We start from the raw sequence: 9,072 nt of genomic DNA, 5'->3' as shown, positions 1-9,072 counted from the left end.
CAAGACATTGCAGCCTTTACGAAGCAGCGACGCCAAGTGAACTCGATTGCGTTCACCACCGGAGAGCACACCGACTTTCTTTTCTTGGTCGGGGCCCTTGAAGTTGAATCGCGAAACGTAGGTGCGAGCGTGCATGACGCGGCCGCCCATCTCGAACGAATCGTGACCGCCACTGATCTCTTGATAGATCGTTTTGTTGGGATCCAGTTTGTCGCGAGATTGATCGACGTAGCCGAGATCGACGGTTTCACCGATTTTGATTTCGCCGCTGTCGACTGGTTCTTGTCCCGTCAGCATTTTGAACAGAGTCGTCTTGCCCGCACCGTTGGGGCCGATGATGCCGACGATCCCGCCAGGTGGCAGTCGGAAGTTCATGTCGGTCATCAAGGTCTTTTCGCCAAATGCTTTGTTGACGTGGTGAGCTTCGATGACCAAAGACCCAAGGTGTTTGCCCGAGGGAATTTGGATTTCCAAGTCGTCGGGACGATCCTCGAACTGTTCAGCGGACATTTGTTCGTAGGATTTGATCCGGGCCTTCGATTTGGCTTGGCGAGCCTTGGGGCTCATCCGGATCCATTCCAATTCGCGAGCCAAGTTCTTTTCGCGAGCTTTTTGTTGACGTTCTTCCAAAGCCATTCGTTTGGCACGGTTTTCCAACCAGGCGCTGTAGTTGCCTTCGAATGGGATGCCGCGGCCGCGATCGACTTCGAGGATCCACTGCGCGACGTTGTCTAGGAAGTAGCGATCGTGGGTGACGGCCACGACGGTGCCTTGGTAGTTGGCCAGGTGTTGTTCCAACCAAGAAACGGATTCCGCATCCAGGAGGTTCGTCGGTTCGTCGAGCAGCAGCAAGTCGGGTTGGCGAATGAGCAACTGACAGAGCGCGACGCGTCGTTTTTCACCACCTGACAGGTTGGTGATCTCAGCGTCTTTGGGTGGCAAGTTCATGACCGCCATCGACATTTCGACGAAGCGATCGAGTTCCCACAGGTTGTTGGCGTCGATGATGTCCTGCAACGTCGCCATCTCGTCGCAGAGCTTTTGCATCTCGTCGTCGTCGGTGACTTCGCCGAGCAAACCGCTGATCTCGTTGTAGCGGTCGACGATGGCTTGGCGTTCCGCGACGGCTTCTTGTACGTTTTCAAAAACGGTCTTGGTCGGATCGAGCGGTGGCTCTTGTTCGAGGTAACCGACTGTGAAGCCTTTGCCCAAACGCGCGGAGCCTTCGAATTCGGTGTCCATGCCCGCCATGATCTTCAGCAGGGTGGACTTACCGGCACCGTTGGGGCCGAGTACACCGATTTTGGCGCCGGGGTAGAAGGCGAGGTTGACGTTCTCGAGGACCTTGCGTTGACCGTGTTTTTTGGTCAGGTCGATGATTTGGTAAATGAATTGACCGGCCATGTTTTCGCTTGGAGGGCTGAAGGTGGAGGCGGAGAATACGGTTGCAGTTGTTTGAATTGCAAAATGAATGAAGTGCGAGTGGATGCCGTGGCGGGCATCACTCCCATTCGATCGTCGCTGGCGGTTTGCTGCTGATGTCGTAGCAGACTCGGTTGACGCCTTTGACTTCGTTGATGATTCGGGTGCTGATGCGAGCCAGCAGTTCGTAGGGAAGGTGACTCCAGTCCGCGGTCATGAAGTCGTCTGTGTTGACGCAGCGAACCGCGACGGCGTTGTCGTAAGTGCGGGCGTCGCCCATCACACCGACGCTTTGCACCGGCAGCAGAACGGCGAACGCTTGGCTGGTGTCTCGGTACAGTCCCGCGTTTTCGATTTCTTCGACCACGATCGCATCGGCTTCACGAAGCACCGCCAATTTGTCTCGGGTGATTTCACCCAGGCAACGCACGGCCAATCCGGGGCCGGGGAATGGGTGACGCCAAACGAGTTGTTCGGGCAGGCCCAGTTCCAAACCGAGGCGACGCACTTCGTCTTTGAATAAGTCTCGCAGAGGTTCGATCAATTCAAACCCCAATTCCTCAGGAAGTCCGCCGACATTGTGGTGCAGCTTGATCGTGGCGGCGGGGCCGTCTTTGTCCGCACCGCTTTCGATCACGTCGGGGTACAGCGTTCCTTGAGCTAGGAAGTGTGCGTCTTCGATCTTGGCGGCTTCGGCTTTGAAGCATTCGATGAAGGCGTGGCCGATGCGGCGACGTTTCTCTTGTGGTTCATCGATGCCCGCCAAGTCGGCCAGGAATCGGTCTTCGGCTTCGACGACGTGCAGGTCGGTCTTGAAGTGGTTGCTGAACTCTTCCAAGACGATCTGTTGTTCGTTCTTACGAAGCAATCCGTTGTCGACCAAGATGCAAGAGAGTTGTGGCCCGATGGCTTTGTAGAGCAACGCGGCAACGACCGAGGAGTCAACTCCGCCTGACAGGCCGCAGATGACGCGTTTGTCACCAACTTGTTTTCGGATGGATTCGATTGCAGCGTTGGCGAAGTCGCCCAGTTTCCAACTGCCGTCGCAACCACAGACGTCGATGACAAAGTTGCGAAGGATTTGGCCGCCGTGGGGCGTGTGCGTGACTTCGGGGTGGAACTGCATTCCAAACACGGGACGCTCGTTGTGGCGAATCGCGGCGTAGGGGCAAGTCGATGTCTTGGCCATCGCGGTGAATTGATCGGCGATTTGTGAGACCTGGTCACCGTGGCTCATCCAGACTTGTTCGGATTCTTGCATGCCGCGGAAGATCGAATCGCGATCGACGAAGTCGCACATCGCTCGGCCGTACTCACGGCTGGGTGTGTTGTCGACTTTACCGCCGAGGGCTTGGCAGGCGAGCTGCATTCCATAGCAAATGCCGAGGACGGGAATGTCGAGGTTGAACAATCCTTCATCGCACTTCGGGGCGCCTTCTTCGTAAACGCTGTTGGGGCCGCCCGAGAGGATAATGCCCTTGGGTGCCAGTTCCGCGATGCGTTCGGCGGAGATGTCATGGCGGACGATTTGGCAATACACGTTTTGTTCGCGAACGCGGCGGGCGATCAGTTGTGCGTATTGCGATCCAAAATCGAGCACCAGGATCCGTTGCTCGGTGAGCCAAGTGGTTTCAGCGATGGCGGGCGAGGTGGTGTTCGCAGATGAGGTCATCGTGTTCTTGCCGGAAATTGCGGGAAAGGCCAATGCGGCAGTGTAAAAGAGCAAGGGGGAAACGGGGAAGGGCCAAGCGAGCCGGGCGGCGTGATCGAACGCGAAGATTGGGGCAGGGCAGGGCGGTGCGGGACCGGCTGGGGAGAACTGTTCACCGGCGAAGTGGTTGCGATGGCGAGCTGGACGCCATGAGTCGAGTGAGTCTTTTTCGGGAAGAACTGCGTTTGTGGTCTATGATGGAGTGGTTGGCAGATCCTCGAACAATGATGTTGGTGACGATGATTCAGGTCGTTTCGAAAGAGATTCAGATTGTTTCGAATGGGAGCATGGTGCGTCCGGCGTTTCGCGTTTTCGCTGCAGCGACGTTGGTCGCCGGCGCGTTGCTCGTGACGTTTTCGGGCGGGATGCCAGTGCTGAACGCTCAGGACGCCAGTCCTCGAGCGGACGCGAAACCCCTCGATGCGAGATCGCGAACCATCGTCCAGTCGGTCGAATTGCAGGTGAAACGCGCCGGGGCGGCGTACTCCAAAGGCGACTACGAGACTTCCGGGGAGGCTCTTCGTAAAGCGATTGGGCAAATCGATGTGGCGGGCAACGCTGCGTCGCCCGCGCTGCATGATGCGTTGTTGCCGACGATGCGACGAATTATCAACGCTCGCGCGATGCTGGAACTGGAAGGGGTGACTCTGCCGCCGTTTCGGATTCCGGCTCGGCCGGAGGCGACCGCGGATCCGATGGCTGAAACGCCCGGGGCGGATGGTGCGAGTGATCCAGCAACGGATGGCGTCAGTTTCGTTTCCGATGTGGCGCCGATCTTGGTCGACAAGTGCGGTGGTTGCCACATCCGGGGAAACAAGGGCGGGTTCACGCTGCAGACCTTTGCGAAATTAATGGAGGGGCCCTCGGAAGGTGTCGTCGTTTTCCCCGGGGACGTCATCGGCAGTCGCTTGATCGAAACAATTGAAACGGGCGACATGCCTCGCGGCGGAGGAAAAGTTAGCAAGGAACAACTGGACACGCTGAAGCAGTGGGTGATTCAGGGTGCCAAGTTTGATGGCCCAGATCCCACCGCGATGTTGACCAGTTTGAAGGGAGACGGGACGAGTGCCCCGCCGGCTGCGCCGCAGCCCAATCAGCCGACGATGGTGGGCAAGCCAACTGGCAACGAAACGGTTTCGTTCTCGAAGGATGTGGATCCGCTGTTGGTCGAGAATTGCACCGGGTGTCACTTGGATGCGATGCAGACGCGCGGAGGTTTGCGGATGGACACGCTGGCTCAGATGCTTCGCGGTGGCGACAGTGGTTCGGTGATGCAGCCCGGCGATGGCGAGGCCAGCTTGCTCGTTCAGAAACTTCGCGGTAGCGCGGGGGCTCGGATGCCGGCGGGCGGACGCCCACCACTTTCGGACAGCGATATCGAGTTGATTTCGACTTGGATCAGCGAAGGTGCCAAGGTGGACGAGGCTTTGGTGCAGACACCGATGAAAGTCGTCACGGCACAGGCTTGGTTGGACGCCGCGGCTTCTCCTGAGGTCAGCGAGCGACGTGCTGAAATCGCGGAAGCGGATTTTCGATTGGCTGGTGCCGACATGAGCCGTTTGCAGCAGCAGGTTTCCGACCACTTCGCGGTTTGGGGTGACGTTTCGCCTGCAACTTTGAAGGCGGTGGCAGAGTCTGCGGAAGCCGCCCTCACGCAGGCTCGGAAGTTTTTGCCGCGGGCTGATGGGACGCCCGAGGACTTTTTCCACGGCAAAGCGTCGATCTATGTGCTGGCGAAACGTTATGACTACAGCGAGTTTGCCAAAATGGTCGAGGGGCGAAGCGTGCCCTCCGATTGGCAGTCTCACTGGAAGTACGACGGGATTCGTGCCTACGTCGCGGTCGTAGCATCTGAGCGTGCGACCGAAGAAGAAATTGCCCAGCGGGTGATGGCCCCCGTCGCCAGTCTCGCCGTGGTCAGTCGCGGGGAGGCGGTTCCGCGATGGTTTGCCGAAGGTTTGGGGACCGCGATTTCCGGCGGTGAAACCAAGCGGGATCGAAACGAAAACATGCGTCGGCAAGCGGAGTTGGTCACCGCGGTGGGGAGTTTGAAGTCAGGGAAAGACTTTTTGAATGGCAAGTTGCCGCCCGAGCGGGCGGACCGGATGGCAGTTGCGATTGCCGAGTCTCTGTTGTCGCGGCAGAATCGAAGAGGGTTGGATGCCGTGTTGCGAAATCTGCAAGCGGGCCAACCGTTTCCGCAAGCGTTTCAGACGGGCATGAACGCGACTCCGATTGCTTTCGTCGACGCTTGGCTGCAATGGGTTCAATGAAGGGGTATGTTTTCGGCCATGACCGAATCAAACGTTTCCGCTGCTCTCTCTGATACTGCTGACCAAACTGGCGTGGCTGTTTTGCCGGTGGCCGTCGCGGCTTTGTACTGCTTCACGCCGTTGCCGCAATTCGAATCGCTGCGGGAACCGATCCGCGAACGCATGTTCAGTGATCAAATTCGCGGTTCGTTGTTGCTGGCGGGCGAAGGCATCAACGGCACGATTGCCGGCCCGCGGGAATGGATGGAACCGTTCATCGCTTGGCTTCGATCCATGGAGGTGGATGACCAAGCAACGCCGTTTCGCGGGATGGACGTGAAATGGTCGTACTGTGAGCAGGTGCCGTTTCGGAAAACGAAGGTCCGGTTGAAACGCGAAATTGTGACGATGGGGGTTGAGAGCATCGATCCGTTGCGATCGGTCGGCACCTACGTCGAGCCACAGGATTGGAATGCCTTGGTGGATGATCCCGAAGTCACGCTGATCGACACGCGAAATGATTACGAGATCGAAATCGGGACGTTTCAAGGGGCGGTCAATCCGCACACGGATTCGTTCCGAGAGTTTCCCAGGTTCGTGGAAGAGAACTTGGATCCCGAAAAGCATCCCAAGGTGGCGATGTTTTGCACGGGGGGGATCCGGTGCGAGAAGTCGACCGCCTATTTGAAAGAACGTGGGTTTGAAGAGGTTTACCACCTGCGTGGCGGGATTTTGAACTACTTGGAGAAGATGCCCGAAGAAGAATCTCGTTGGCAGGGCGAATGTTTTGTGTTCGACAATCGCGTGGCGGTCGATCACCAATTGCGGGCCGGGGCGTATGAATTGTGCCACGGTTGTGGTTGGCCGCTGACCGCCGAGATGAAGCAGCATCCCGACTATGAGCGTGGGGTCGCTTGTTCTCGGTGTGCGGCGGAGGTGACCGAAGACCAGCGAAAACGTCGACGGATGCGCCAACAACAACTCGACCAGGGCGTATAATCTGGCGGCCGGCCCGGCTTCCCGTTCCGAGCGTTGTTGGTGGGGACGGTCGGCCGATGGACGGGGCCGGTTCGTTGGCGGTTGCCGCTTGCGGATTGGGTCTTCTTCTTTTCTCTTGCATCTTGTGAGTTCATTTTGTCGCGTTCACTGATTGGCTCGATTGCCGCCTTGGTTTTAGCCGTTCCCGTCTCGGCTCACCCCGGACATGGCAGCACAGAAGGTGTGGCTCATTACGCTACGGAACCGGCGCACGTCGTTCCGATGCTGGCCTCATTCGCCGCCAGTGGATTGCTTCTGGTGGCTGGGTGGTTCGCAATGAGCCGTTTGAATCAGTCTCAACCGGGCACCGCGGCTCAGCCCATTCGCGTTGAGGATGAGGCGGACCGCCGATCCCGTCGTTCACGCTGAGCTTCGATTCGGGGAAGCAGCGAGACTCGCCCGCGATCAGGCAACGAATGAATCTCACCACGCCATGCCGGCACACGGGCACTTCGCCGGCTCACGTCTAGGAAAATGTCGGCGGAAAATGCCGGCTCACGCAATGAATATGACTTCGACCGATGCTTCTCAGTGGGCGGCCATTGATGAAACAGCCGCTTTGGATCGTTATCTCAAGTTAACGCGAATTCCTGGGAAAAGCGGCGATGAAGCTGCGATTTCCAGTGCCATTCAAGAAATGTTGGTGCAGGCGGGAGTTGATCCGGCTTGGATCCAGTCCGACGATGCTGGCACCAAGACGCGATTGGACGGCAACGCGGGGAATCTCATTGTTTCGTTGCCTGGCGATGATTCGCTGCCGCGAACATTGTTGTCTGCTCACATGGACACGGTTCCGATTTGCGTGGGGGCCACCCCTGTGGTCCGCGACGATCCAGAGCGGGGCCGGATTGTGGTCTCGGATGGGCCGACGGGGCTGGGGGCGGATGATCGGAGCGGTTGTGCGGTGATTCTCAGTGCGATCGTGGAACGGTTGGCTCGCCAGGCCAAGCACCCCGATCTGCGGTTGGCTCCTGCCGTAGTCACCTTTCTGATCCAAGAAGAGGTCGGTTTGGAAGGGGCTCGCCATTTGGAAGTGTCCAAGGTGGGACAGGTGGATCGGGCGTTCAATTTTGATGGGGGGGAACTCAACAAAATTCGCCATGGGGCAATCGGTGGCGAGCGGGTGCAGATGACCGTCCGAGGGCATGCAGCACACGCCGGCGTGGCCCCAGAGAAAGGGGTGAGCGCGATTGTGATTGCGTCGGAAGCGATTAGCAGCCTGCATCGCAACGGCTGGTTGGGCTTGGTCGAGAAGGATGGTCGCCGAGGAACCGCCAATGTGGGCGTTTTTCAGGGTGGCGACGCCACCAATGTGATCACTCCTGAGGTCCAGTTGCGGGCGGAGGCTCGCAGTCACGATTCCGAGTTTCGCATCGAAATCGTTTCACAGATGAAAGCGGCGTTTGAGCACGCGGTTCAGTCCGTGTCGGATGTTCAGGGACGCGTGGGTGGCCTGGAATTCAGCAGTCGCGTGGATTACGAGGCATTCCGGTTGGCGGAAAACCATCCATCTGTTTTGGCGGCGACGGAGTTGATCTCGCAACTGGGACGCTCGCCTGAGTGCGAGGTGGCCAACGGCGGGTTGGATGCAAACTGGTTGATGTTGCACGGGATCGAGGCGGTCACGCTTGGTTGCGGTCAGGCATCGATTCATACCGTCGATGAGTATTTGCAGGTCGATGAGTTCTTGGCTGCCTGTCGGTTGGCGACCGAGTTGATCGCTCCTGTTTGAAGTGGGGTCGCCCCTTGAGCAGTCCAGATGGAGGTTCGCAGGGGGAGTGAGTGCGAATCTCAAGGGCTTCTGTAGCGAAGGTCGCTAAAATCGTGGCTGAAGAGTGTTCAATACACTAGGTTCGTGTCGCACGGGGACTTACAATTTGCGAAGCAGTCTCAGTGAGGCCGTGCAAGTTAGTCAGTTGGATGTGTTCTCGGTCACAAGTTCTCGGTCACAAATCGTTTGTCAGGTTCATGGCGCCCCGGAGTGAAGTTCGCTGAGCAGACCCATGTTGGGATGCGACGTGCGAACAATCAAGATTCATTGGCGGTTTTGATCGCCGAGTCCGCCGAACGTCTGAACCAACGGGGACACTTGTTCGTTGTCGCGGACGGCATGGGGGCTCACGCCGCGGGCGAGTTGGCGTCCAAGATCGCTAGCGATCGCATCTCGATGCACTACTACCAATCGCGGGAAGAGTATCCTGAGCACGCGATTTCTGAGGCGGTGCACCTGGCCAATGCCGCAATCTACGAACGCGGGCAGAGCAACCCCGAGTTCCTCAACATGGGGACAACCGCCAGTTCTCTGGTGTTGGTCAACGGCGAAGCCTACGTGGCCCATGTCGGCGATTCGCGTGTCTATCGGTTGCGGCGTGGGGTTTTGGAACAGTTGACGTTTGATCACTCGTTGGTTTGGGAGATGCAAGCCAGCGGCAAGGTTCACCGCGACAGTGTTTTCAGCAAATCCATTCCCAAGAACGTGATCACCCGATCATTGGGGCCTTCGCCTGAGGTTTTGGTGGACTTGGAAGGCCCATTTGATCTGGAAGTGGGAGATCGCTTTCTCGTCTGCAGCGATGGGCTGACGGGACAAATTGAAGACGATGAATTGGCGGTTCTGCTGGATTCTCTGGACGTCGACAAGGCCGCCCA

7 protein-coding genes are annotated in these 9,072 nt (G+C 58.0%); 5 read left to right on the top strand and 2 right to left on the bottom strand.

The features are described from left to right. Nucleotides 1-1,404, bottom strand: a 1,404-nt coding sequence (ettA, locus tag ACF8AM_RS06580) for an energy-dependent translational throttle protein EttA (protein ID WP_392554858.1), incomplete at its 3' end; no start/stop codon positions are given. A gap of 97 nt (nucleotides 1,405-1,501) precedes the next feature. Beyond that, complete coding sequence (guaA, locus tag ACF8AM_RS06575) at nucleotides 1,502-3,094, bottom strand: glutamine-hydrolyzing GMP synthase (RefSeq protein ID WP_392554857.1); 1,593 nt, start codon at nucleotides 3,092-3,094, stop codon at nucleotides 1,502-1,504. Nucleotides 3,095-3,360: 266 nt separating this feature from the next. Between guaA and ACF8AM_RS06570 the strand changes: the two genes are divergently transcribed. The 5 genes from ACF8AM_RS06570 to ACF8AM_RS06550 form a co-directional block, all read left to right on the top strand. Further along, complete coding sequence (locus ACF8AM_RS06570) at nucleotides 3,361-5,406, top strand: c-type cytochrome domain-containing protein (protein ID WP_392554859.1); 2,046 nt, start codon at nucleotides 3,361-3,363, stop codon at nucleotides 5,404-5,406. A gap of 18 nt (nucleotides 5,407-5,424) precedes the next feature. After that, entirely contained in the window at nucleotides 5,425-6,384 is a 960-nt protein-coding gene (locus tag ACF8AM_RS06565) for a rhodanese-related sulfurtransferase (protein ID WP_392554856.1), read from the top strand. Between the two features lie 39 nt (nucleotides 6,385-6,423). Next, entirely contained in the window at nucleotides 6,424-6,792 is a 369-nt protein-coding gene (locus ACF8AM_RS06560) for a hypothetical protein (RefSeq protein ID WP_392554855.1), read from the top strand. 139 nt (nucleotides 6,793-6,931) lie between these two features. Further along, on the top strand, nucleotides 6,932-8,155 hold the full coding sequence (locus ACF8AM_RS06555; RefSeq protein ID WP_392554854.1) for a M20/M25/M40 family metallo-hydrolase: 1,224 nt from the start codon (nucleotides 6,932-6,934) through the stop codon (nucleotides 8,153-8,155). A 249-nt stretch (nucleotides 8,156-8,404) separates the two neighbouring features. Further along, nucleotides 8,405-9,072 (top strand): PP2C family protein-serine/threonine phosphatase (locus ACF8AM_RS06550; RefSeq protein ID WP_392554853.1); only part of this gene is annotated, 668 nt, incomplete at its 3' end.

It is taken from the genome of Rhodopirellula sp. JB055, assembly GCF_043100905.1.
In the GTDB taxonomy this organism is placed as follows: domain Bacteria; phylum Planctomycetota; class Planctomycetia; order Pirellulales; family Pirellulaceae; genus Rhodopirellula.
This window is presented reverse-complemented; position numbering and strand designations above follow the sequence as displayed.

Excerpts from the sequence above, each read along its gene's own strand:
- ACF8AM_RS06555 (WP_392554854.1), top strand. The coding sequence starts at position 6,932 with ATGACTTCGACCGATGCTTCTCAGTGGGCGGCCATTGATGAAACAGCC.
- ACF8AM_RS06570 (WP_392554859.1), top strand. The coding sequence starts at position 3,361 with ATGTTGGTGACGATGATTCAGGTCGTTTCGAAAGAGATTCAGATTGTT.
- ACF8AM_RS06565 (WP_392554856.1), top strand. The coding sequence starts at position 5,425 with ATGACCGAATCAAACGTTTCCGCTGCTCTCTCTGATACTGCTGACCAA.
- guaA (WP_392554857.1), bottom strand. The coding sequence starts at position 3,094 with ATGACCTCATCTGCGAACACCACCTCGCCCGCCATCGCTGAAACCACT.